Annotated in this window: 12 protein-coding genes; 6 read left to right on the top strand and 6 right to left on the bottom strand. The window is 74.0% G+C overall.

Features of this window, described 5'->3' with window-relative positions:
* Nucleotides 1-37: 37 nt before the first annotated feature.
* Nucleotides 38-3868 carry a type I polyketide synthase gene (locus ACIP5W_RS24105; RefSeq protein ID WP_401477147.1) on the bottom strand — a complete coding sequence of 1277 codons (3831 nt, stop codon included), beginning with the start codon at nt 3866-3868 and terminating at the stop codon, nt 38-40.
* The gene (locus tag ACIP5W_RS24100; RefSeq protein WP_401477144.1) at nt 3861-12656 is read right to left on the bottom strand and encodes an amino acid adenylation domain-containing protein; all 8796 of its coding nucleotides are present in this window, start codon (nt 12654-12656) and stop codon (nt 3861-3863) included. Before ACIP5W_RS24100 ends, ACIP5W_RS24105 begins: the two co-directional genes overlap by 8 nt.
* Before the next feature lie 512 nt (nt 12657-13168).
* On the opposite strand from ACIP5W_RS24100, the gene ACIP5W_RS24095 reads away from it, so the two are divergent.
* The gene (locus ACIP5W_RS24095; protein ID WP_401477141.1) at nt 13169-14518 is read left to right on the top strand and encodes a protein kinase; all 1350 of its coding nucleotides are present in this window, start codon (nt 13169-13171) and stop codon (nt 14516-14518) included.
* Nucleotides 14519-14578: 60 nt separating this feature from the next.
* The gene (locus ACIP5W_RS24090) at nt 14579-15097 is read left to right on the top strand and encodes an RNA polymerase sigma factor (RefSeq protein WP_401477138.1); all 519 of its coding nucleotides are present in this window, start codon (nt 14579-14581) and stop codon (nt 15095-15097) included.
* Between the two features lie 183 nt (nt 15098-15280).
* On the opposite strand, the gene ACIP5W_RS24085 is transcribed toward ACIP5W_RS24090, so the two are convergent.
* The gene (locus ACIP5W_RS24085) at nt 15281-15847 is read right to left on the bottom strand and encodes a PAS domain-containing protein (protein WP_401477135.1); all 567 of its coding nucleotides are present in this window, start codon (nt 15845-15847) and stop codon (nt 15281-15283) included.
* A 919-nt stretch (nt 15848-16766) separates the two neighbouring features.
* Between ACIP5W_RS24085 and ACIP5W_RS24080 the strand changes: the two genes are divergently transcribed.
* The gene (locus ACIP5W_RS24080; RefSeq protein ID WP_401477132.1) at nt 16767-18056 is read left to right on the top strand and encodes a helix-turn-helix domain-containing protein; all 1290 of its coding nucleotides are present in this window, start codon (nt 16767-16769) and stop codon (nt 18054-18056) included.
* Nucleotides 18057-18594: 538 nt separating this feature from the next.
* Here the strand turns inward: ACIP5W_RS24080 and ACIP5W_RS24075 are convergent.
* From ACIP5W_RS24075 to ACIP5W_RS24065, 3 genes are all read right to left on the bottom strand, one after another.
* Nucleotides 18595-19353 carry an anti-sigma factor domain-containing protein gene (locus tag ACIP5W_RS24075; protein ID WP_401477129.1) on the bottom strand — a complete coding sequence of 253 codons (759 nt, stop codon included), beginning with the start codon at nt 19351-19353 and terminating at the stop codon, nt 18595-18597.
* Entirely contained in the window at nt 19350-19916 is a 567-nt protein-coding gene (gene sigK, locus ACIP5W_RS24070; protein WP_401477126.1) for an ECF RNA polymerase sigma factor SigK, read from the bottom strand. The genes ACIP5W_RS24075 and sigK overlap by 4 nt, the downstream gene beginning before the upstream one ends.
* A 180-nt stretch (nt 19917-20096) precedes the next feature.
* Nucleotides 20097-20501: an ATP-binding protein gene (locus ACIP5W_RS24065; protein ID WP_401477123.1), complete on the bottom strand. Its 405-nt coding sequence runs from the start codon at nt 20499-20501 to the stop codon at nt 20097-20099.
* A gap of 434 nt (nt 20502-20935) precedes the next feature.
* On the opposite strand from ACIP5W_RS24065, the gene ACIP5W_RS24060 reads away from it, so the two are divergent.
* The 3 genes from ACIP5W_RS24060 (at nt 20936) to ACIP5W_RS24050 (ending at nt 23165) form a co-directional block, all read left to right on the top strand.
* Nucleotides 20936-21316, top strand: a complete 381-nt coding sequence (locus ACIP5W_RS24060; protein ID WP_401477120.1) for a hypothetical protein — start codon at nt 20936-20938, stop codon at nt 21314-21316.
* Between the two features lie 166 nt (nt 21317-21482).
* Nucleotides 21483-22154, top strand: coding sequence for a HEAT repeat domain-containing protein (locus ACIP5W_RS24055; protein WP_401477117.1), 672 nt, complete (start codon nt 21483-21485; stop codon nt 22152-22154).
* Between the two features lie 3 nt (nt 22155-22157).
* On the top strand, nt 22158-23165 hold the full coding sequence (locus tag ACIP5W_RS24050; protein ID WP_401477114.1) for a HEAT repeat domain-containing protein: 1008 nt from the start codon (nt 22158-22160) through the stop codon (nt 23163-23165).
* Nucleotides 23166-23331 lie beyond the last annotated feature (166 nt).

The following is a 23331-nucleotide window of genomic DNA, read 5'->3' as shown; positions in this document are numbered from 1 at the left end:
TGGGGGTCGGGAACGGGGGTGGACGCCGTCCTGCGGTTCACGCCTGGAGTCCGCGCAGGGCCTTGGCGACCACCTCGCCGATGCGGGCGATCGGCTCGGGCTCGGTCATCTCGTAGTGGCCGCACGGCACTTGATGGTCGTGGAGGGTGCCGTCGACGTGGGGTCGCCAGCTGTCGGCCTTGCCGGGCAGTACCGCCAGGTCCGCCGGGAAGTCGGTGGGCTCCTCCCGGGCCGCGCTGAAGAACAGCACGTCACCGCGGAAGGCACCGGGCGCGAACTGCGGTGCGAGGCGCAGGTTGTTGCGCATGACGGCGGCGATGGCGGCCGCCTCGGCACGCGTGACGGGCGAACCGGACGGGTCGGCCGCGAGGCTCGCCTCGATACGGTCCAGGACGGTGTCGACGTCCGGTGGCGCGGCCCCCGGTTCGACGGGCAGTCCGGTCACCCGCGACAGCAGGGCCGCCACCTGTCGTTCCGCCGCGGCGGGGTCGTACGTCGTGCCGTGCGGCTGCGGTGCGTCGAGCATGGCGAGGAGTTCGACCCGCTCGCCGCCCGCCTGGAGCGCGCAGGCCATGGCGTGGGCGACGAAACCGCCGTAGGACCAGCCCAGCAGCCGGTACGGGCCGTGCGGCTGCACCTGCCGCACCAGGTCCAGGTAGGTGCCGACCATGGCGGCGGCGTCCGCGGCGGGCGGCCTGGTGCCGTCGAGGCCGACCGCCTGGATGCCGTACACGGGCTGGTCGCCGCCGAGGTGGGGCAGCAGGCCCGTGTAGCGCCAGGACACGCCCGCGCCGGGGTGGAGGCAGAACAGGGGGGTGGCGGTGCCCTCCGCGCGCAGCGGCAGCAGCGGGCCGAGCGCGGTGGGGGCGGCCCCCCGCGCGTCCGGGTCCCGAGTGTCGGACGCGGCCTCGTCGGACGCGGCGAGGATCCCGGCCACCGTGGGCGCGGCCAGCAGCTCGGCCGCCGGTACGTCGAGGATGCCGGTCTGGCGGAGCCGGCCCGCCAGCAGCACGGCGCGCATCGAGTCGCCACCGAGGTCGAAGAAGTTGTCGTGCACGCCGATGCCGCCGATACCGAGGGCCTCCTCCCACAGCCGGGTCACCGCCTGTTCGCGTTCGGAGCGCGGCGGCACGTGCTCGGTGGTCAGCCGGGGCCGTGGGGCGAGGGCCGGGGCCGCTTCCGCCGCGGCCGGGGTGTCGGGCGCGTCGGGGTGCGTGCGGGCGCCGGGGGCGTCGATCCAGTGGCGGTGGCGTTCGAAGGCGTACGGGGGCAGCGGGACCCGTCGGGCGGTGTCCGGCGCCGGCGGGAGGGCGGTGTCCACGCCTGCGCTCCAGAGCCGGCCAAGGGCCTGCGCGAGGACGAACCCGTCGGAGGCCTCGGCCTTGGCGTGCCGCATGGTGGTCACCGTCACGGGCGTCTCGTCGGTGAGCCGCCCGGTGGCCAGTTTGGTCAGGGTGTCCCCCGGCCCGATCTCCACCAGGACGGGGTGCAGGCGGTCCCACAGGGCGGTGATGCCGTCGGCGAACCGCACGGTGTTCCTGGTGTGGTCGAGCCAGTGCCGCACGGAGGTGGCCTGCGCGTCGGTGATCCAGGTGCCGGTGACGTTGGTGACGTACGGGATCCGCGGCGGGCGCAGCGTGACCTGGCGCAGGTGGGTCTCGAAGGCCGGCAGGACCGGGTCCAGGACGTGGGAGTGCGCCGCGACGGGGATGCGCAGGCGGCGGAACGGGACGCCCCGGCGGGTGAGTTCGGCCTCGAAGCGGGCGATGGGGCCGAGGTGTCCGGCGACGGTGCAGGCGCCGGGGCCGTTGGCCGCGGCCAGGGACAGCTCGTCGTCGAGCAGGGGCCGGACGTCCTCGGCCGGGGCGGCCACGCCGACGGTGGCGCCGCCCGCGGAGGCGATGAGCCGGATGCGTTCGGTGACCAGGGGCAGCATGTCCTCCAGGTCGACGACCCCGGCCAGGCAGGCCGCCGTGTACTCGCCGAGCGAGTGGCCGATGAGCGCGTCCGGGCGCACGCCCTGTTCCATGAGGGTGCGGGCCAGGGCGTACTCGGTCACCACGAGGCCGAGGAACGCGGCGGTGTCGTCGGGCTGCCCCTTCTCGAACAGCGTGGTGCGCAGGTCGGCGCCGAGTGCGGGCCGCAGGATGCGGGCGCACTCGTCGACGGTGTCGCGGTAGACGCCGTGGTCGCGGTACAGCTCCGCTCCCATGCCGGGGTACTGGGTGCCGCCGCCCGGCAGCAGGAACGCCACGCGGGCGGGCTCGTCGGACGGCGGCGGGGTGCCCGGTGCGGCGGTGCGCAGGGCGTCGAGGGCTTCCTCGCGGGTGACCGCCGTGACGGTGAGGCGGTGGCGCAGCGCGGGCCGGTCGGCGCGCAGGGAGTGCGCGATGTCGTCCAGGCGCAGTTCGGGCCGCCGCTCCAGGTGCCGGGCGAGGGCTTCGGCCTGGCCGCGCAGGGCGCCGGCGGTCCGCGCGGACAGCGGCAGCACCAGGCGGTGCCCGTCCGCGGGCGGGCGGGGCGCGGCCGGGGCGGCGGGCGGGGCCTCCTCCAGGATGACGTGGGCGTTGGTGCCGCCGATCCCGAAGGCGCTGACGGCGGCCCGGCGGGGCTGGTCGCCCGCGGGCCAGTCCTCCAGGGCGGTGGGCACGCGGAAGGGGCCGGAGGCGAAGTCGATGAGCGGGTTGGGCCGGTCGAAGTGCAGGCTCGGCGGGATCTGCCGGTGTTCCAGGGCCAGGACCGCCTTGATGAGCCCGGCGATGCCGGCGGCGGCGCCCAGGTGGCCGATGTTGGTCTTGACCGAGCCCAGGGCGCAGAACCCGGTGCGCCGCGTGCTCTGCCGGAAGGCCTCGGTCAGCGCGGCCACCTCGATCGGGTCGCCGAGCCTGGTGGCGGTGCCGTGGGCCTCGATCAGGCCGATGGTGCCGGCGTCGACCTCCGCCTGGGCCTGCGCCGCGAGGACGACCTCGGTCTGCCCGGCGGCGCTGGGCGCGCTGAAGCCGACCTTGCGGCGGCCGTCGTTGTTGACGGCGCTGCCGCGGATGACGGCACGGATGCGGTCGCCGTCGGCGAGGGCGTCCTCCAGACGCTTGAGCACGACGGCTCCCACGCCGTCGCCGGAGGAGGTGCCGGCGGCGTCCGCGGCGAAGGCTCGGCAGTGGCCGTCGGGTGAGAAGGGGCCGTCGGGCACGTGGCGGTAGCCCAGCGCGGCCGAGGGGTTGAGGGAGACGGCGGCGGCCAGCGCGGTGTCGCAGCGGTGGTCGAGCAGGTCCTGGCAGGCGGTGTGCACGGCGACCAGCGCGGTGGAGCAGGCCGTCTGGAGCGACACGCTCGGGCCGGTGAGGCCCAGCTCGTAGGAGACGCGGGTGGCGAGGGTGCCGAGGGAGTTGGCGGTGGCCGCGTGCACGAGCGCCACCGAGCCGGGCTGCCCGGCGTGGCGCGGGTACACGTGGGCGGGGTAGTAGCGGCTGTCGCCGCTGCCCGCGTACACGCCGAACGCCTCGCCCGTGGGGTCCCCGCCCAGGCAGCCGGCGTCCTCCAGGGCGTGGTAGGCCGTCTCCAGCAGCAGCCGTTGCTGCGGGTCGACCACGGCGGCCTCGGCGGGGCTGTAGCCGAAGAAGCCGGAGTCGAAGCGGTCCATGTCCTCGACGACGGAGGCCATGCGTACGAGTGAGGGGTCGTCGAGGTCGCGCGGGTCGCCGCCCGCGGCGAGGAACTCCTCGTCGGGGACGGGCCGTACCGACTCCCGGCCCGCCGCGAGGTTGTCCCAGAAGGTGTCGAGGTCGGCGGCGCCGGGGAAGCGGCCCGCCATGCCGATGACGGCGACGGCGGGGACCTGCTCGTCGTACGGTTCGGTGATCTCAGGCATGGCCTCGGTCCTTCCCCTGCCGGGCGGTACGGCGTGCGCGGGCCGCACGCTGGCGCTGTGCTTGTTCCTTGGCGCGGTCCAGGCCGCTGGGGGCGGTCCCGGAGGACCGTGGTGCCGCCCGCCGTCCTGCGGAGTCGGACGCGGACTCAAACTCGGACTCGGACTCGGACTCGGACTGTGCCGACGGCTTCGCGGCCGTCCCGGTGCCGGTGTGCGTCGACAGGTGGCGGGCCAGGTCCCGCACGGTGGGGTGCGCGAACAGGTCGACGACCGAGAGGTCGGCGTCGAAGGCGCTGTTCACGGCGCTCTGGGCGGTGACGAGGAGCAGGGAGTTGCCGCCCAGGTCGAAGAAGTTCTCGTCCCGCCCCACCCGGTCGCGGCCCAGTACGGCGCACCACACCTCGGCGAGCCGGCTCTCCAGCCCCCGCAGCCCCTCCCCCGGGTCCGTCCGGTCGCGGTGTCCGGTGGTGCCCGCGGAGCGCAGTGTCCAGTCGTCGCCCAGGCCGGCCGCGCGGGCGCCGTCGGCCGCCGCGCGGTACAGGGCGCCCAGGTCGGTGCCGTCCTCCAGGCCGACGCGCGCGGCCAGGCGCCGCACCTGACGGACCGGGGCCACCACGTGGCTGCGGACCCAGGGAGCGGTGCGGTCGGCACCGATCAGCAGATGCGGCTCGTCCAGGGTGCGGGCCAGGTCGAACGAGCGCAGCGCGGCGGGGGCGTCGAGCAGCCGGTAGCCGCGGGCCTCGGTGAGCGCGGTGAGCCGGTAGCCGCGGCTCATGCCGTGCTCGCGCCACATGCTCCAGGCCAGGGACCGGGCGGGCAGACCGAGGCTTCGGCGGTACTGGGCGAGGGCGTCCAGGTAGGCGTTGGCGGCGGCGTAGGCGGCGTTCATGGCACCGCCGAAGTAGCCGTTGACGGAGGAGAACACGGTGAAGGAGACGGCCGGGTGGTCGGCGGTGAGGCGGTGCAGGACCCACGCACCGCGCGCCTTCGCGGCCAGGGCACGGCGCCAGGTGGCCGTGTCCAGGTCGCCCACGGGACGTTCGACCAGGGTTCCGGCCAGGTGCAGGACCGAGGCGAGCGGCACGCCCCAGGCCGCGGTGGCCGCGTCCACCGCGGCCCGCACCTGACGCTCGTCGGTGACGTCGGCGCAGGCGTAGCGGACCTCGCCCAGCTCGCGCAGCCGCCGCAGGACCTCCCCGCGGGCCGGTCCGGCTCCCCGGAGGTCCGGTCCGGGCTGCGGGGTGCGGCCCACGATCAGCAGCCGCGTACCGGGTGTGCGCAGCAGGTGGGCCGCGACCTCGGCGCCGACACCGCCGAGCCCTCCGGTGATCAGGGTGAAGCCGTCGTGCGCGGGCGCCTCGGCGCGGGACGGCGTGTCGGGCAGGGGTGCGAGGCGGCGTACGTGACGACGGCCGTCGCGGTACGCCACCTCCGCGCCGTCCGCGGCGACCGTCGACTCGGCCAGCAGGACGGGCAGCGGGTCCGCGTCCTCGTCCGGCGCGAGGTCGAGGTGCGCTCCGCGCAGCCAGCCGAACTCCTCGCCCAGCGACCTGAGCAGGGCGCCCGCCATGGCGTGCGTCGGGCAGGGGCGGTCCTCGGGACGCACGGCCTGGGCGCCCGTCGAGACGTGGACCAGGTCGACGGGGCGCGGCCGGCCGGGCCGGGCGGCGAGGGCGCGGGCCAGCGCGAGCAACCGCTCCGTACCGGTCGTGTCGTACGGCGGCTGCTCCGGCGCCCCGGCGCCGCGCGGGCGATCGAGGTGCAGTCCGTCGAGGTGCAGGACGGCGTCGACCGGGCGCCGGTCGCGCTCCAACTGCCGCAGCAGCTCGGTGTAGTCGGCTTCCTCGGTGGGCCGGACGCGGTGGCGGGCCGCGTCGAGCCGGGCGTACGCGGGTCCGTCGCCGACCACCGTGCACAGGCCGCCGCCGGACCGCAGGGCGTCGGCGAGCCGGTCGGCGAGTCGCCGGACCCGGGGGTCGGCGCCGGTCAGCACGAGGGTGTGGCGGCCGGCGGGGGTCGCGCGTGCGCCGGGGCGTTCCGCACGCTGCCACACCGGCCGCAGGAACCAGTCGGGCACGGTGGCGGCGGTGCCCAGCAGCAGCTGTGCCCTGCGGACCGCGTCGTCGAAGGCGCCCGCCTCGAAGCTCTTGCGCAGCCTGGTGCGCTGGATCTTGCCGATCTCGGTCTTGGGGATGTCGTGCGGCCCGACCGGGACGAGGAAGGCGGGGCTGACGCCGATCTCCCGGGTGACCTTGCCGGCGATCTCCCGCAGGGCCGCCGCCGTGTCGGCGTCGGAGACGTCGGGGGCGTCGGGGGCGTCGGGGACCCCGGAGGCGAGGTGGAAGAAGAGGGCCAGTTCGTCGGTGGGCGAGGAGGGATCGGAGCGCACCGCGACCGCGGCGGTGAAGCTGCGTTCCACGTGCGGCAGTTCCTCGACGCAGGCCTCGATCTCGTGGCTGTAGTGGTTGACGCCGTTGACGATGATGACGTCCTTGGCGCGGCCGGTGATGTACAGCTCGCCCTCGCGCAGGAACGCCAGGTCGCCGGTGTCGAACCAGCCGTCCTCGGTGAACGCCTCGGCGTCGGCCGCCGGGTTGTCGTGGTAGCCGCCGGTCACGGAGGTGCCGCGGACCTGGAACCGGCCCGCCTCGCCCTCGCCGAGGACTCTGCCCTGTTCGTCGACGATCCGCATGGCGAAGCCGGGATAGGGGCGGCCGCAGCTGACGAACGTGCCCTCGTTCCCGGCGGGTTCGCCGGGCAGGACGGCGTCGGTGACCACCGAGCAGGTCTCGGACATGCCCCAGCCGGGGTGCATCACGTCCTGCGGCAGGCCGAAGGGCTTGAGCGCGTGCAGGAACCGGCGGGCGGCGGCGGCCACGACGACCTCGCCGGCGTTCATCACCAGCCGCATCGGCGACAGGTCCCAGGTGCGGTCCGTGAAGCGGTGGGACTCCTCGGCGAGGAGTCCGAAGGCGAAGTTGGGCGCCCAGGTGACGGTGACCCGGTGCCGGTCGGCCAGGTCCATCCAGCGCAGCGGGTCCTGGAGGATCCAGGAGGTGGGGGCGTGGATCTGGCGGCAGCCGAGGTAGACGTCGCGCAGGTGGAACATCACCACGCCGGTGACGTGGTCCAGCGGGATCCAGTTCAGCGAGACGTCGGTGGCGTCCAGCCCGTTCATCTGCTCGGTGGCCGCGGAGCGGGTCAGCACGTTGCGGTGGGTGAGGCGCACCGCCTTGGGCAGGCCGGTGCTGCCGGACGTCATCAGCATCAGGATGAGGTCGTCGGGGCGGGCGGGGTGCCAGTCGTGGTCCTCCGGCGCCTCGCGCAGGGCGTCGGCGGTGGTCAGCCGCAGCCCGGACCACGCCTGCCGGGCGGCCACGTCGCGCAGCCCGGCCTCGCGGCCGGCGGAGCACACGATCCAGGGCCGGCCCAGCATCCGCCAGATGCCCTCCAGCTTCGTGAGCGCCGCCGAGGGGGTGTCGTAGGAGGCGGGGACGGTCAGCGGGACGGCGACGAAGCCGCCGAGGACGCAGCCCCACAGCACGGCGAGGAAGTCCTCGCTCACGTCGCACTGGAGGACGACCTGGTCGCCGGGGCGCAGGCCCGCCCGGCGCAGACCGGCCAGTACCCGTGAGGCTTCCGGGATCAGGGAGGCGTAGCTGCGCCGGTGTTCGCTGCCGTCGGGGTGGACGTGGACGATGTCGCCCCGGTCCAGCTCGGCGGCGCGGCGCAGGGCCTGGGCCCAGCCGGACACGGACGGCTCGGACAGTGCGGGGCCCTCGCTGAGCGCCGGGACGAAGGGTGCCGTGACGGTGCTTTCGGTGCTCGCGGCCGGGGCGGGTACCGCCGTGCGGTCGGGCAGGCCGGCGTGGCGGCGCCCGAGCTCCTCGGGGGTGTTCTCCGCCGTCACCTCGACGGCGGTGACACCGGGGAGGCGGGCCAGCCGTTCCCGCCAGGCCTCGGCCGCGGTGCGGTCGACGACGGGCAGGGCACGCAGCGCCCCGGTGTCGACGGCGCCGGCGGCGTCGAGGGGCAGCGCGTTGACCGCCGTGACGCGGACCGTGCCGTGGCCGGCGCGGTCCAGGGCGTCCTCGACGCGTTCCGCGGCGTCCGCCCGTCCGGGCACCACGTACAGGCGCGGCGGCTCACCGTCGGCGCCGGCGAGGGCGCCGGCGTCACGGATGCCGGGCACGGCCCGTGCCGTCTCCTCCAGCTCCGCGGTGCCGGCCGCGGCCGGGGCGGGGGTGCGGTCGGGGATCGCCGGCAGTCGCCCGACGCGGACCCCGGGGTCGGCGCACACCGTGCGCAGGACGTCGTGCAGGGCGTGGGCGAACGCCTCGGCCGTACCGGCGTCGTACAGCTCGGTGGCGTACTCGACGTGCAGCGCGAGGCCGTCGGCGGCCCCGTCGGGAGTGCGGCGTTCCAGGACGTCCACGAAGAGGTCGAACTTCGCGGTGCCGGTGGCGGTCGGTCGCAACTCGGTCCGCCGGCCGTCCAGTTCGAGTACGGCGGGTTCGTTGTTCTGCAGGGCCAGCATCACCTGGAAGAGGGGGTGCCGCCCGGCCCTGCGGGGCGGGTTGAGTTCGTCGACCAGCCGGTCGAAGGGCAGGTCCTGGTGGTCGAGGGCGGCCAGGTCGGCCGTGCGCAGCCGGGCGAGGAGGTCGCGGAAGGCGGGGTCGCCGGAGGTGTCGGCCCGCAGGACCAGGGTGTTGGTGAGCAGGCCGACGAGGTGGTCGAGGGCGGGTTCGGTGCGGCCGGCGACCGGGGTGCCGAGGACGATGTCCTCGCCGGCGCCGCAGCGCGTGAGCAGGGCGCTGACGGCGGCGTGCAGCACCATGAACAGGCTGGTGTTCTCGCGGTCGGCCAGGTTCAGCAGGTCGCGGTGCACGGCGGCGTCCACGACGGTCTCGACGTGCGCGCCGCCGCCGCGCGGCGCGGCGGGACGCGGGCGGTCGGCGGGCAGGGCGCACTCCTCGGGCGCACCGTCCAGCGCGGTGCGCCAGTGGGCGGTGAGCCGCTCCAGCCGGCCCGTCCCGTCCGGTTCGGGCGCCAGCAGGGCACGCTGCCACAGCGCGTAGTCGGCGTACTGCACCGGCAGCGGGTCCCACCGGGGCTCCCGGCCCGCGCGGCGGGCGGCGTACGCGGTACCGAGGTCGTCGGCGAAGGGCCGCAGCGACCAGCCGTCGGCCGCGCTGTGGTGCAGCACGAGCAGCAGGGTCCGGTCGGTGCCGGTGCCCAGCAGCCAGGCGGCCAGCGGGCTCTGCGCGGTCAGGTCGAAGCGGTGCCGCAGTGCGGCGGTGACGTGGGCGGCGGTCTCGGCGGCGGGGCAGTCGACGCGGTGCAGCCGCGGCCGCAGCCCGCCGGGCGGCAGGATCCGCTGGTACGGCACTCCGTCGTGCTCGGCGACCACCGTGCGCAGGCTCTCGTGGCGGTCGGCCAGGTCGCCGAGGGCCGCCTGGAGCGCCTCGGCGTCGAGGTCGGCGTCCAGCGGGACGAGGAGCGGGATGTTGTAGGTGGCCGCGCCGTCGTCGAGCCGGTTGAGGAACCACATGCGTTCCTGGGCGAAGGACAGCGGTACGCGCTCGGGGCGTACGGCGTCGCCGAGGGCGGGCCGCGGCAGGGCGGCGTCCGACTGCGCGGCCAGCCGGTGGGCGAGGGCGGCCGGTGTCGGCGTCCCGAACAGGGCCGTGATGGGGATCTCGGCACCCGTCTCGTGCCGCAGGCGGGCCAGCAAGCGGGTGGCAAGCAGGGAGTCGCCGCCGAGGTCGAAGAAGTTCACGTCGATGCCCACGGTCCCCCGGGGCAGCTTCAGGACGTCCTCGAACAGCGTGCAGACGACGTTCTGCTGCGGCGTCCCGGGGCGGGTGCCGGACGCCTCGGTGGTGAAGTCCGGGGCGGGCAGCGCCCGCACGTCGAGCTTGCCGTTGGCGGTGAGCGGCAGGGTGTCCAGGGGGACGCAGGCGGCCGGGACCATGTACTCGGGCAGGCGGGCGGCGGCGTGGGCGCGCAGTTCGGCGGGGCTCGCCGGCCCGTCGCCCGCCGCCACCGTGTAGGCGACGAGCTGGCGGGCGCCGTTGTCGGCGCGGCGGACCACGACGGCGGCCCGGGCGACGCGCGGGTGGGCGGTGAGGACCGCCTCGATCTCGCCCGGCTCGACGCGGAAGCCCCTCAGCTGCACCTGTGCGTCGGCCCGGCCCAGGTAGTCGAGGGTGCCGTCGGGGCGGCGCCGCGCCAGGTCGCCCGAGCGGTACATGCGGGTTCCGGGCGGGCCGTGGGGGTCGTCGAGGAAGCGTTCGGCGGTCAGCTCGGGCCGGTTCAGGTACCCGGCGGCCACGCCGGCGCCGGAGACGTACATCTCGCCGGTCGCGCCGGGCGGCACCGGGCGGCCCTCGGGGTCCAGCAGGTGGACGCGCAGATCGGCGAGCGGGGTGCCGATGACGCTGCCGCGGCGCGGGTCGTCCAGGTCGGCCCGGGTGACGCGGTGGTGGGTGACGTGCACGGTGGTCTCGGTGATGCCGTACATGTTCACCAGCGCCGGGCGGTCCAGGCCGTGCCGGTCGGCCCAGGGGCGCAGGGCCGCCGGGCGCAGGGCCTCGCCGCCGAAGACGACGTGGCGCAACGCCCCGGCGTCACCGCCGCGTTCGCGGTCGGCGTCGATCAGCTGCTCGAACGCGGACGGCGTCTGGCTGAGGACGGTGACGCCCTCCCGGTGCAGCAGTTCCAGGAAGTCCTTCGGCGAGCGGCTGACGGCGTACGGGACGACGACGAGCCGGCCGCCGTGCAGCAGGGCGCCCCACATCTCCCAGACCGAGAAGTCGAAGGCGTAGGAGTGGAACAGCGTCCACACGTCGTCCGCGCCGAAGTCGAAGTGCTCGGCCGCGGCGGCGAACAGCCGCACGACGTTCGCGTGCGGCACGGGCACGCCCTTGGGGCGGCCGGTGGAGCCGGAGGTGTGGATGACGTAGGCGATGTCGGACGGGCTCGTCCGCCCGTGCCGGTCGGCGTCGGTGAGGTCGGTGGCGGACCGGCGGGCGAGGTCGGCGGTGACCTCCGGGTCGTCCAGGAGGACGGCGGGAACCGTGTGCCCGGCCAGGTGGGCGTGGGCGTGCTCGGTGACGAGGGCGACGGGGGCCGTGTCCTCGACGACCAGTCGCAGCCGCTCGGCCGGATGGCCGGGGTCCAGGGGGAGGTGGGCCGCGCCCGTCTTGAGGACGGCCAGCAGCGCCGGCAGCAGCCGGGGGCCGCGTTCCAGGGCGAGTGCCACCACCCGGCCGGGGCCCGCGCCGCGTTCGGCCAGCAGCCGGGCCAGACGGTTGGCCTCGGCGTTCAGCTCGGCGTACGTGAGGTGTTCGTCCTCGCAGGTGACGGCGGTTCGCCCGGGCACGCGCGCCGCCTGCTCCTCGAACAGTTCCGTCAGGGTCCGCTCGACGGGATACGTGCGTACGGGAGTGTCGCGAGGGTGCTCGCCCGGCAGCAGGACGTCCAGGTCGCGCAGCGGCGTGGCCGGCCCGGCCTCGGCCAGTCGGCGCAGCACCGTGAGGAACCGGTCGCGGTGCAGGGCGAGTTCGTCCTCCTCGTACAGGGCGGGGTTGGCGTCGAAGGCGAGCCACATGCCGCCGGTCCGTGCCCCGGGCCGTACGGAGATCTGGAGGTCGTCGACGGCTCCGCCGGACAGGTGGTGCCAGGTGGTGGGGTAGCCGCCGAAGACCGGCGACTCGTCGAACGGGACGATGTTCAGGACCGGTCCGTACAGCCGGCGTCCGGTGCCCAGCAGGCCCAGGTCGCGGCGCAGGAACTCGCCGCGGTACTGCTGGTGCCGGCGCAGGGCCTTCAGTTCGTCCGCGACCGCGCGCACCAGCTCCGCGACGGGCGTGCCGGGGACGGCCGTCACCCGCAGCGGAAGGACGTCGGAGGCGGTGCCGGGGGTGCGCAGGGCGGCGCTGCCGAGCCGGCTCATCGTCGCCAGACCGAGCACCAGGTCCCCCGCGCCGGTCATCCGGTGCAGGTACACGGCGGTGGCGGCGGTCAGCAGGTCGGTGCGCGAGACGCCGAGGCGGGCCGCCGCCGTGTCGAGGGCGGCGGCCTCGGCGGGCTCCAGTTCGGCGGTGCGGCGCAGGAAGGGGGCGGTGGGGGCGGCCGTCCGGGAGGTGAGCCGGGCCGGCTCCGGCAGTCCGGCCAGGCGCCGCGCCCAGTGGGTACGGTCGCGGACGTACCGCTCGGAGTCCCGGTAGGCCTCCTCCTCCGCCCGGAGCCGGCTCACCGGTTCGAACCCGCAGGGGCCGGGCTCGCGCCCTTCGGCCAGGGCGTTGTACGTCTGCGCCAGGCGCCGCCCGAGGAGCTTGTAGCTGTAGCCGTCGAGCAGGATGTGATGGGCCCTCAGCAGCCAGACGAAGCGGTCGGGGGCCAGGGTCAGCAGGGTGTGCGAGAACAGCGGGCCCTTCTCCGTGTCCACGGGGGTGGCCAGGTCGGTGCGGATGCAGGCCCAGGCGGCGTCCTCGGGGTCCTCGGCGCCGCTGACGTCGACCCGGTGCAGACTCCAGTCGGCCGCGTCCGCAGCGCGGTGGCAGCGGGGGCCGTCGTCGGTGTCCACGAAACGCAGGGCGAAGGTGTCGGCCTCACCGACGGTGCGCCGCAGCGCGGCCTCGAACAGGCCGGTGTCCAGGGGCCCGTGGATCTCCACCGCTTCCGCGGTGTTGTACGCGGCGCTGTCCGGCGCGAGCCGCCCGGCGTACCAGAGGCCCTCCTGGGCCCCGGACAGCGGTCGGCGGTCGTCCTCCTGCAGTGACATAGCACAACCCTCACGTGACGAGCCGTAATGTCCCGGACGGACGAGGGCCCGGCCGGATCGGACGGGTGCGGCCACCGCTCCGTGCCGCCCTCGCGTGCGGGTACGCGCCGGGCGGGCTCACGGGGCGGGAAAGGGAGGTCGCACACCAAGGGCGGGGGAAGGGGTGTCGGGTGTCGCCCGGCCCCGGTTCCACTGGACCTCACGGTGGGACACCGGGCCCGACCGGGTCAAGCCGAGACGGTCCCCCGGGACCCGATTCAGGTGTTTCCCTAATGACCGCGGCGCGAGGGAGTCCGCCGGCCAAATCAACTTTTAGGGAAAACACGCGACTTCGCCGTGCACCGCGTTCCCGTGTGGATTCCACCGCGCTTTCCGGTGCACCCTCGAAAGGCCCCGCTTCTGGCGGACAGCAGGCGGCGACAGGCCGCTCCCGGGTCATGGGCACATGACGTGAACGCAGGAAACGAACGATGTGGACACACGAGATGAACGACGGAAAGAAGGCTGACGGCATGCACCGTGCGCTGTGTCCGGTCGAGTCGCTCTACGTGGGCCAGCGAAGCAGGGCCGTGCTGTCCTGCTCCCTGCGCGGCCCCGTCGACGTCGAGGCGCTGTCGGCCGCGTTCGACGCGACGACGCAGGCGAACCCGACGCTTCGCTCCCGCATCGTCGAGGAGGGCACGGGCCACGCGCTGCGCCTGCTCGACGAGGACGAGCGGCCCCGTCTGGTCACCCGTACCGGCGCCGAGGACGAGGCCTACGCGGCGGAGCTGAACGACCCCCTGCCCGTCGGGGGGCCGCTGAGCCGCGCCGTCCTGGTCAGCGCGCCGGGCGGCGGGAGCCACCTGTTCGTCCTGGTGGTCGACCACACCGTCACGGACGGCCACAGCGCCATCGCGGTGCACAACGCGCTGTGGGACCGCTACCGGACGCTGGTCGAAGGGGAACACGGCGTCGAGGCCTCCGGGTCCGGCACGCCCCGGTGGCCGCAGCCCGTCAGCCGGCTGCTGCCCGCGGCCGACGACGCCGACACGGCCAAGTACCTCGACGGCCGTGTCGAGGAGGCGCGGCGGCACCCGGTCGAACTGGTGCCGTACGACGTGCGGCGGCCGTCCACGACCGGCCGGGCGGTCGGCGAAGGAGACGAAGGCACGGCCGGGGACGGGCACATCGAGGTCTGCCGGCTGGCCCTGGACGCGGAGACCACCACCCGCCTGCGCCACACGGCACGCGCCGGCGGCGTCTCGGTGCACGCGCTGATCGCCGCGACGCTGCTGACCACGGCCAGGCGGCGCCTGGACGGCGACGGCGCCCGCACGCTCGGCTGCCTCTCCCCCGTCGACCTGCGTTCCCGGCTCTCCCCGCCGCTGCCCGCGTCCGACATGGTGCCCGCGGTCACCACCCACCTCCAGACCCTCGAGGTGTCCGGAACCCCGGACCCCCTGGACCTGGCACGCACCGTCCACGCGCGTCTGGGCGACTTCATCTCGCGCGGCGACCACTTCCACGAGATGCGCATCACGCCGGAGATCCCCCGGAACCCCACGCTGCAACTCGCCACGGTGATCGTCACCAACATGGGCGTGGTCCCGGGCCCGCGGCTGCCGAGCGGACTGGAGGCCGTCGACGTCCGTCTGGCGCCGGCCCGCGAGCAGTACTTCCCGCAGGCAGGACGCAGTCCCGTCATGGCGTGCGTGGTCTCCTTCGAGGGCCGGCTCGCCATCGAGTTCCCGCACCACACCGCCTGCTTCAGCCCGTCCTTCATGCGGGCGTTCCGCGACGACGTACGGGACGGCCTGCTCGGCCTGCCCGGCCTGGCGGACGCGGCGAAGACCGAGCCCGCCCGCGCGGCCGCGGGCTGAGCACCGCCCCTCCCGCTCACTCACCCGCCGACCCGGCGCCGTAAGGAGCCCCACCCCGACATGACCACCGTGAGCGAACTCCCCTCCCCCCTGACGCTGCTCCCCCGCGCCCAGTCGGGCGACGAGCACGCCATGAACCACCTGTTGACCGCCATCACGCCCTACGTCGCGCGCATCTGCCGTTCCATCACCCACGACGACGGAGCGGACGCCGCGCAGGAGGCGCTGCTCGCCGTCTACCGCGGTCTGGGCACGCTGCGTGAGCCGGCGGCGTTCTACGGCTGGGTGCGCTCGGTGACGATCCGCGAGGCGATCCGCGTCGCCAAGCGCAGCGGCGAGGAAAGGACCTGCTCGCACCTGGAGTCGCGGCAGGAGACGAACCCGCTGGACGCGGTGCACATCAGCGACGTGCTGGAACGCCTGTCCCGGGCGCACCGGCAGGTCCTCACCCTGCGTGCCTACGGACTCAACGAGGAGGAGATGGCGGAGGTCCTCTCCCTGCCCGTGGGCACCGTCCGCTCCCGCCTCTTCCGCGCCCGCCGCCGCTTCCAGGAGGCGTGGCAGCCCTCGGCGGCATGAGGCGGACGCCCACGGTCGCCGGGGCCGGCGTCCGGCGAGGGTGTGCCCGTACGACGGCGGCCGTGGCTGTGCCCGGGCGGCGGCGGCCGTGACGGTACCCCTGCCAGGGCGGCCGTGACGGTGGGCACCGTCACGGCCGCCGCCCGGGGAGCTCCGCGGCAGTCGACGAACTGCCGCTCCTTCCTACTTCACGCGTTCCGGCAGGACGCGCGGCGGCCATTGGCCGACGGCGAACATCCCGAGTGCGTGCGCACGCGCCACCAGGGCCGGCCGGTTGGGCGCGTCGAACCTGCGCAGCATCTGCCCGACGCGGTACTCGATCCCCTGACGGCTCAGATAAAGACGGGAGGCCAACTGCACCGTGGACTCACCACTGGCCACTCCTTCCAGGACCTGTGCGTCGAGGGCGCTGAGCACAGGCCCCCCGGAGAGCACCGGCTCATGGTCCTTCTCCGGCCGCTGCGCCTCTCCTGTACGGCGCAGAAGGACCAGGAGACCGGCGACCTCGCCTGAAGGTCTGCCGACGGCGGTCACGGTGATCTCCGCGGAAAAGGTGTGGCCGTTGCCGTCCCGGCCGGTGACCCTTTCCGTGAATCGCCTTCGCCGGCCCGAGGAAAGCGCGGCGAACTGTTCTCGCAGCCGCGCGGGAACGGACGTACGGAGAAGGCCGAGAAGACCCGACCCGCGTATTTCGTCGGCGCTCAAACCGAATTGGCGGGCGAATTCGGGGTCGGCGGCCCTGACGACCACGTCACCGGGGGACGCGTGGGCCGCGCAGACGGCCGGTGACGCACCGTCACGCGGTGTGCTGCTCCGGGTGATGCCGCGGTGGGTGCGTGGAGCCGGCTGGGCGGCCTGGTTCTTGTTGCGGGGCGAAGCGTCGGGGAAACTCGTGGTCGCCACGGACGTACCGTCCTTCTTCCTGCGCATGGGGGGCTGGGAAGGGTCGTTGTCGCGGAACTGACCGGGTGCGCCGATGCCTGGGTGTCGGCGGGCGCCCCGTGCTGGCGCGCGCCACCTCGTCGGTGGCCGGGAGCCGGGTGTTCCGCGTCGCCCCGGACCGCCGGCGGCAGGCGCCGGACTCCCGGGGCAGATCAGGGGCAACGGTGCCGGCACCGGGAGGGCCGACACCTCGATAACGTTGTCAGGGCCATTCGATCTCGCCGCTCGGCCCTGCGGGAAAGCCGTCCGGCACAGGGGTCGGGGGCGGGCCCGCGGCGCCGGGAACCAAGGGTTCGAACGCGTGGTGGACCGGGTCGGTCGTGGTCCCCGCGGAACCGGCGACCACGACCAGCCGGACGATCGACCTTCGCGACGAGCCCGGTCGGGCGTGACGCAGCACGAATACCTCCACGAGACGAGCAAGGGAATCGCATCAGGACGGCACGTTCGAGACTAAGGGGGTGGCAACCGCCTTGACAAGGTTTGCCAAGCGAACCGGACAACCTGTCAACTCCCTTGCACATGGCGTGTTTTCGGCCCGCATGCCCACCGGCCGGAGGGTCGGGCACCGGAAGGCCGGCGACTGCGCTGAGCAGCGAAATTGACATGGACAAAACGACTTGCCCACCTTCCGGGTGCTTCCTAGAGTGTTGACAACTCCATCCGCACGAGCGGGCGGTCCGGGACGAAAGCCCCGCAGACCGCACCAACGGACCAGAGGGGAGAGATGCTCGAACAGCCGCATTTCGGCCGTCGGCTGAGGAGACTTCGGCTCGAACGAGGCATGAGCCAGGCCAACCTGGTCGGTGAGGGCCTGTCGACGGGCTACCTGTCGCGTCTGGAGTCGGGTGAACGACGCCCCACCGAACGCGCCGTGACCTATCTCGCCCAGCGTCTCGGCGTCGACGCGTCCGCGCTGGCCGGGCCTTCGGACGGCAGGTCCCTGACCGCGGTGCTGGCCGCGGTGACGTCGGCGCCGCCCGGTACGGACGGCACCGCGGCCCTGAGCCGCGCGGTCGAGGAGGACGCCGGCGACGATCCCGCCGCCCGCTGGCAGGCCCTGTGGCTGCTGAGCCGCGCCGCCGGACACGACGGCGACTGCGAGCGGGAGCGCGTACAACTGCTGGAACTCATCAAGTTGAGCGACCTGTTGGAGGCTGCGGAACTCCGGGCGCGGTCACTCGTCCAGTACGCCCGCTGCACCCGTGCCCTGGGTGACATGCGGGCAGCGGAACCGGCGGCCGTGGAGGCGCTGTCCATCGCCCGCGCCGAGAAGCTGTCGGTGGCCGACACCATGGCCGCCGTGATGGTGCTGATCAGCATCGAGACGGAACTCGGCAGGCTCGAAGCGGCCGGACGGCACGTCGACGAGTTGGAGCGGGACCTGCTGCCCGGGGCCGCGCCGGCCCTGGCGGCCGAGGCACTGTGGACGGCCGCCATGGTCAGCAACCGCCAGGGCGACCACGCGGCCGCCCAGACCAGGCTGGAAACGGCCCTGGACCTGCTCCAGGGCAAGGACGACCTGGTCCTGTGGACCCGCCTGCGGGCCGCCGCCACCGCCGCTGCGCTGCAGATGTCACCGCCCCGGGTGGCCGCCGCCGACCGCTGGCTGAGCGAGGCCGCGGGTGTCCTCGGCCTGATCGGCACTCCCCTGCAGGTACAGGAACTACGAGCACTTCAGGCCCACCTCGCCTTCCACAAGGGCCGGTTGGACGACGCCCGCGCTCTCAGCCACGCCCTGCTGTCCGAGGAGGACCTGCGCCTGTCCTACCGCGACCGGGTACGGCTGTCGGTCCTCGACGGCCGGCTGATGATCCTGGCGGGCCGCGTCGACGAGGGCATAGCGGTCCTGCAACGGCTCGGCCGGCAGGCTACGGAATCGAAGAACCTCGACCTGGCGGCCCACGTCTGGCAGTCCCTCGCCACCACCCTGGCCGACGTCCGCTCCCCCCAGGCACCGACGGGGGCACCGGCACGGGGGCAGCCCGGCGGCAGCCGCCCGGAGTCGAGCGGGTGAGACCGCGCAGCGGTCGGTGGGTCACCGACCGCCCGCACACCTGGACCGGCGGTGGCGGTGACGCCCGCAGCGACCGCGGCCGTGCCGTGGACGCGCAGACTGGCTCGGCACGGCGATCGCCGAAGCCCTCAGCTCCGACGAGCGGGAAACGCTTGCGGCCGCGGTGTCTCTGCCGGCGCGCCTGGACGCACGTTCGAAGGCCAGGCAGAACGAAGCGCGGCAGTCTCCGTCGTTCGCCTCGACGGTGGCGTTCACCGTCCAGAGCCCGGTGATCCCGTTGGAGTAGATGTCGTCACCGGCCGCGATCCGGGCCGGTCCACCGGCATGGCCGCCGTGCGCACCGGCGTCGTCGAGGACTTCTTCTCTCACGTCGTGCCCGTCCGGCCGAAGAAGCCGTAGAGGTTGGAGCGGTTGCAGGCACTGACGCGGGTGAGCCCCTTCACGCCCGAGTTGTTCCTGGCGGTGATGGCGGTCGGGAAGGTCGCCTTCTCCGCCGTGCCAGCCGTGACGTCGGCCCCACCGTTGCGGAAGCAGTCGTTCAGGCGGTGAGGGGAATGACGACGAGGGGGTCGGTGGTGGGCTGTCGGGAGCCGCCGGCGGGTTCGATCGTGATGCCGACAGCCACAGCACCGGCCGGTGGGTCCCGCAGGACACGGGAGGCCTGCCCCGCGGCGCCCGGCAGAAGGCCGGCGGAACGCAGGTCGCCCGCTGCGGCGGCGTACCAGAGTTCGTAGACCCTGTCTCCCGTCAGCGCTGGAAGGTCCTGGGCGGCGAAGACCGCCCGGGCCTCGGAGCGGGACACGACGACGGCTGCCGTGCCTCCGCCGGTCAGCGTTCCGGTGTGGAGGGTGGCGTCGGGCGCGGTCACGACCTCGGTGAGCGCTCGGTTGGCCGTGTGCGCGCGGGCGGCCTGTGCGCGGGCGTCGTCGGCCCGGGAGTACTGCCATGCGGCGACGCCGCCGAGAAGGGCAGCCGCGGCGATGCTCACGGCCAGCGCGAAGCGCACGGCCCGGTGCCCGGCTCGGCGTCCGGTACGGTGCCCGGCCTCCGGCAGACGACGAGGCCGGTCCTGGGCGATCCGGCTGATGGCGTCAAGGGTGCGGACGCGCACGTGCGGCGGCACGGAGACGGACTCCGCGTCGGCGAGACGCGTGATGATCTCCAGGTGTGCGGCCACCTCCGCGCGGCATTCCTCGCAGCCGGCCAGATGCTCCTCGAACGCGGCTTCCTCGGCCGGAGGCAGGGCGTGCAGAACGTAGGCGCCGACGGCGAGGTGCAGGTCTTCCCCGGATGTCATGTGCCGGCCTCCAGGCAGGCGCGCAGCTGCCGCAGTCCCGCTCGCATGCGTGATTTCACCGTGCCCTCGGGGGTGGACAGCGCGTCGGCCACCTCGAGGTAGGTCAGGCCCTGGTAGAAGGCGAGCACGAGAGGGACCCGCTGCGGGGGTGTCAGTGCGGCCAGGCACCGGTGGACGCGCCTCTGCTCGTCACGCTCCTGCACGGTTTCCGCGACTTGGTCGAAGGCTCGTTCCGTCAGGAGCTGTCCGGCGCGCCGCTCGCGTTCGGAGCCGGCGCGGGCGGCACGTACCCGGTCCACCGCACGGCGATGTGCGAGGGTGAGCACCCACGCCTTGGCCGTCCCGCGTTCGGGGTCGTAGCGGCCCGCGGTGCGCCAGACCTCGACCATGACCTCCTGGGTCACCTCCTCCGCCTGGGCGGCGTCCCGCAGGATCCGGCAGACCAGTCCGAGGACCGTGGCGGAGAAGGCGTCGTAGACACCGGCGAACGCGTCTTTGTCCCCACCGGCGACACGGGGCAGCAGGTCTTCCGCTCGTGCGCCCGGCTCGGTTCCGTGTAGCAAGCCCTGCTCTCCTTGCGCCCTGTGCTCTCAGCTGCCGTGTCCCGCCGCCCGCCCGGTCCGACTCTGGCACCGGTCGACACAAGGCGCAGTGCGGCGGTGGCACGCGGGTGAGGCAGGGAGGGAGACCGGCGCGGAAAGGCACGTGAGCTGATTCAGCGCGTCCGGCCCGGGGTGTCCTGGTCACGGTTCCAACTCGATCACGACATGCACTGTCTTGCCACCGATCGCGGGGACCACGGTGATCGGCCCGCCCACCTGGCGGACGATCGCCAAGCCGAAGCCGCCGTGCTCGTCGCCGGTCGTCTGCTGTCGCAGGTCGGGCAGGTCCTCGCTGTGGTCGGCGACGGCGATGTCCAGCTGTCCTTCGCGCACGGTGAGCGTCAGTCGGCAAGCCTCACGTGTGTGACGGACGGCGTTGGACACCAGTTCGGAGACCACGAGCACGGCGTCCTCCACATGGCCGGACGGTGCGGTTGCCCTCAGCCAGCGTTCGGTGATGTGGCGGGCGACGGCCGGCGCGTGCAGGCCGTAGGGCAGGCAGACGACGTGCTGCGTCGTCACTGGCAGTGATGCGGTGGCAGGCATGGCCGCTCCTCCGAACGACTCATTCGATGCGAAAGCACCCTTTGAGGGTGATTCGTAGCCGAGAAGCCTGCGGATGGCACGGAGTGGCCGGCCGAGCGCCCGACGGAACCAGCGCTCCCCTGCTCACGTCGCCTCATTCCGTGTGCCGACGCGGCCGCCCGGCGGCGGAGGACGCCGTGGCAGCAGCGTCACCCCGGCACGGACCACCTCCCCGCAGCCCGCCAGGGCCATGGTTGTTCCCCGCGGCTTCGAAATTTCTGTCCCGTCTCCTCATCTGTCGTGCCGACGGCTTCGAATCCCTCATGTCCGGCACAGCGAGGCGAAAGGCAGCGCTCCTCCCGACACCCCGGCCGAGCCACCCGTGTGACCGGCGGGCCCGGGCAGGACGGCTCCTCGACGTGCTCATCTCTCCACTTGTCGAAGGAGATATGTCGATGACTGCATCCATGCGAGTCCGCCGCCTGGTGGCCGGGGCCGCCGCGACGGGACTGCTGGCCGGAGGCGCCGCGCTCGGCATGTCCGGCACCGCCGGCGCGGCTCCTGCGCCCGCCCCCACGTCCGCCGTCAGCACCGTCACCGGCGACCACCACGACAGGTGCGAGTGGAAGCAAGGCCACTGGGAGAAGAAGTGGGTCAAGGGCCACTGGGAGAAGAAGCAGGTTCATCACAAGACCTGGCAGAAGGGCCACTACGACAAGCACGGCACCTGGCACAAGGGCCACTGGGAGCACCACCACTCCTACAAGTGGGTCTACGTACCCGGGCACTGGGACCACCACTGGGTCAAGGGGCACTGGGACTGCAAGCACCACTGAGGTGAACCTCGCGGGTGAGGGCCGGGTCGCGCCACGACCCGGCCTGCCTGCGGGCGAGTGACATCGGCCGCGGGACGACAGGACGACCCGGTCGAGCGGCGAGCCCCTTGGACCTTGACCTTGACACGGTGACAAGGCCTTCACTGCTTGCCGAGGAGGTGGTCCGATGACCACGGCGAGACAGGACACGGATACGGCAGGAGCGCTCCGGGGCCTGGAGGACGGCAGTTCGTCCGTGCGGCTGCGGGCGGCTCTGGCGGTCGGTACGGCGCCGGATCCGCGCTTCGTCGGCAAGCTGCTGGAACGATGCGCGGTCGAGCCCGAGTTCTTCGTCCGCGACATGCTGACCTGGGCGCTCACCCGCCACCCGGTGTCCATGACGCTTCCCGGGCTGCTCCGCGAAGTCCGCTCGGAGCGTGCGCAGGCACGGAGCCAGGCGCTGCACACGCTCTCCAAGATCGGGGACCGTCAGGCGTGGCCGGCGATCACCGGTGCGCTCCTGTCCGACGCCGACGAGGAGGTGGCGCGGAGCGCATGGCGGGCAGCGGTCGTACTCGTGCCGCAAGGTGAGGAGTCCGGGTTGGCCGCGTCACTGGCGGCGCAGCTCGGGCGTGGTGGGCGGGAGACGCAACTGAGCCTGAGCCGGGCGCTGGTGGAGCTGGGTGACGTCGTTCTGCCGGCTCTGCGTGCCGCGATGACGGCCCCTGATCCGCGGGTGCGCGCGCACGCGCTCGCCACCGAACGCCTGCTGCGCGACCCGGACACCGGATTCGACCACGCGGTCGAGGAGGCGAAGCGTGTCGTGGCCCTCGGCGGGCCGGGCCCGGAGGGACGATAGGAGGTGTTGATCGGTGAGGTGGCGCGACGGTCCGGGGTCAGTGCCCGCATGCTCAGGCACTACGAGTCGCTCGGCCTGATCCGGCCGTCGGGCCGCACGGGTTCGGGCTATCGGGAGTACTCCGGCGAGGACATCCGGCGGATCTTCCACATCGAGAGCCTGCGTTCGCTGGGGCTGCCGCTGCGGGAGGTCGGGCGCGCGCTCGACGACCCCGGTTTCACGCCCTCGGCGCTCGTCGACGACCTCATCCGCCGGACGCGTGAACGCATCGCGGCCGAGACCGGGTTGCTCACGCGGCTCCGCCGGATCGACGCCGCGGAACCCGCCGGCTGGGAGGACGTCCTCCAGGTCGTCGCCTTTCTGCAGGCGCTGGGGTCGCAGAGCGCCAACACACGTCAACGCGCGGCCCTTTCCTCGGTCGACGAGATCCCGGTGCCGGTGGAGGCCCTGGTCGAGGCGGTTCTGAGCGAGACCGAACCGAACGTCGCCGGAGCCCTCCGCTGGGCGCTGGCGCGATCGGACGACGGCGCCGGCGCCACCGCGCTGCTGGCGGACGGCCTCGGATCACCGGTGGCCGCGGTGCGGGAACGCGCCGTTCGGTGCCTCGCCGAGATGACCGGTGGTGAGGCTGCCGCCCGGCTGCGGGACGCCCTCACGCACCCCGATGCCGTGGTCCGCGGCCACGCGGCTCTGGCCCTCGGGACACGCGGCGTGACCGATGCGATTCCGACGCTCACCGACATGATCGTGCGGGGAAGGAACGACACCGACGCGGCCGACGCGCTGAGCGTGCTGGCGGCGAGCGACACCGCGACGACGGAGCGGATCGCCACCGGACTCGTCGACCGCCTCGCCCACGCCTCAACCGACGCGCGCGTACGGCTGACCCAGGCGCTGGCGGACATCCCGGGGACCACGGCGTCACGTGCGCTCGTGGAGCTGTCGCAGGACGGGGACAACGCCGTCGCGCTGACCGCGGCCTACCTCCTGCACCTACGCGGAGGGCGGTGACGGACTTCTCCCTCGGGCCACCGCACACGCCGCCCGCGGCACGGAGGAAGACCGCTCCGCATGAGGCAAGCGTGCTCGAACGACGGGTTTTCGCCTTCCGCACCGGGCGGCGGGGCGGCTAGCGTGCGAGTACGGCGAGCGCCCCACGAGGAGCGGCGAGCGCCCC

The organism is Streptomyces sp. NPDC088766 (genome assembly GCF_044750845.1).
Lineage (GTDB): Bacteria > Actinomycetota > Actinomycetes > Streptomycetales > Streptomycetaceae > Streptomyces.
This window is presented reverse-complemented; position numbering and strand designations above follow the sequence as displayed.

Coding starts and splice junctions, on each gene's coding strand:
- ACIP5W_RS24075 (WP_401477129.1), bottom strand. CDS start 19,353: ATGACATCCGGGGAAGACCTGCACCTCGCCGTCGGCGCCTACGTTCTG.
- ACIP5W_RS24090 (WP_401477138.1), top strand. CDS start 14,579: ATGACCACCGTGAGCGAACTCCCCTCCCCCCTGACGCTGCTCCCCCGC.
- ACIP5W_RS24060 (WP_401477120.1), top strand. CDS start 20,936: ATGACTGCATCCATGCGAGTCCGCCGCCTGGTGGCCGGGGCCGCCGCG.
- ACIP5W_RS24065 (WP_401477123.1), bottom strand. CDS start 20,501: ATGCCTGCCACCGCATCACTGCCAGTGACGACGCAGCACGTCGTCTGC.
- ACIP5W_RS24080 (WP_401477132.1), top strand. CDS start 16,767: ATGCTCGAACAGCCGCATTTCGGCCGTCGGCTGAGGAGACTTCGGCTC.
- ACIP5W_RS24100 (WP_401477144.1), bottom strand. CDS start 12,656: ATGTCACTGCAGGAGGACGACCGCCGACCGCTGTCCGGGGCCCAGGAG.
- ACIP5W_RS24095 (WP_401477141.1), top strand. CDS start 13,169: ATGCACCGTGCGCTGTGTCCGGTCGAGTCGCTCTACGTGGGCCAGCGA.
- ACIP5W_RS24105 (WP_401477147.1), bottom strand. CDS start 3,868: ATGCCTGAGATCACCGAACCGTACGACGAGCAGGTCCCCGCCGTCGCC.
- ACIP5W_RS24055 (WP_401477117.1), top strand. CDS start 21,483: ATGACCACGGCGAGACAGGACACGGATACGGCAGGAGCGCTCCGGGGC.